2 protein-coding genes are annotated in these 682 nt (G+C 34.2%); both read right to left on the reverse strand.

The window, feature by feature from the left end:
• Nucleotides 1-69: 69 nt before the first annotated feature.
• A complete protein-coding gene (gene tnpB / locus ECA1_RS16685) occupies nucleotides 70-426 on the reverse strand; it encodes an IS66 family insertion sequence element accessory protein TnpB (protein WP_060793128.1) in 357 nt (118 codons plus the stop codon).
• A complete protein-coding gene (locus ECA1_RS16690) occupies nucleotides 416-598 on the reverse strand; it encodes a hypothetical protein (RefSeq protein WP_060793129.1) in 183 nt (60 codons plus the stop codon). The genes tnpB and ECA1_RS16690 overlap by 11 nt, the downstream gene beginning before the upstream one ends.
• Between the last annotated feature and the right edge of the window lie 84 nt (nucleotides 599-682).

The raw sequence follows: 682 nt of genomic DNA on the forward strand, positions 1-682 counted from the left end.
CTTACATCTATTATACCATTTTATGACAACGAAAAACAGACAAAATCCTTGATTTAACAAGGTTTTCGTCTAATATATCGCACCTTTTTTCGTTTCTTTTAGCGTACATTTTTCTTCGATTGAAAGGCCAGTCAACAATCGCTCCAAAAGGAGCGGATTTAATTGTAAGACTTCTTTTCTGGAACGCGGCCATTGAAGGTACCCACTTTCAAATCTTTTGTACATTAATACAAATCCATTTTGATCCCAGTAAAGAGCCTTGAAGCGATCTTTCTTCGTACCGCAAAATAAGAAAAGCGCTTGATCGTAAACATCAAGGTCATATTCTTCTATAACGAAAGCTGCTAGTCCATCAATTCCTTTTCGAAGATCTGTTTTTCCACAAACGATAAAAATATGTTTCAATGCAGTTGCATCAATGAGCATTGGCATTCAACTCTTTTAACAAGGTATACAAAAGATATTTATCCATTCCATTATAAATAAATATTTCCTTATCTTCCGATTTGATTCTGCAAGCTAGTTTTGGCTTGGTTTCAATTTGCGATTTTTGAGCCGCACTTGAAAATTGAACTGGTACAATATCTTTTTTATTCATTCGTTTTTCTCCTTCTATATTTGATAGTTTAATTATAGAAGAAAGATAACCGGCGTACGAGATACTATCCTATGACACGCTTAC

Origin of the sequence: Enterococcus casseliflavus NBRC 100478, assembly GCF_001544095.1 — a bacterium.
In the GTDB taxonomy this organism is placed as follows: Bacteria; Bacillota; Bacilli; order Lactobacillales; family Enterococcaceae; genus Enterococcus_D; species Enterococcus_D casseliflavus.

Coding starts and splice junctions, on each gene's coding strand:
- tnpB (WP_060793128.1), bottom strand. CDS start 426: ATGCTCATTGATGCAACTGCATTGAAACATATTTTTATCGTTTGTGGA.
- ECA1_RS16690 (WP_060793129.1), bottom strand. CDS start 598: ATGAATAAAAAAGATATTGTACCAGTTCAATTTTCAAGTGCGGCTCAA.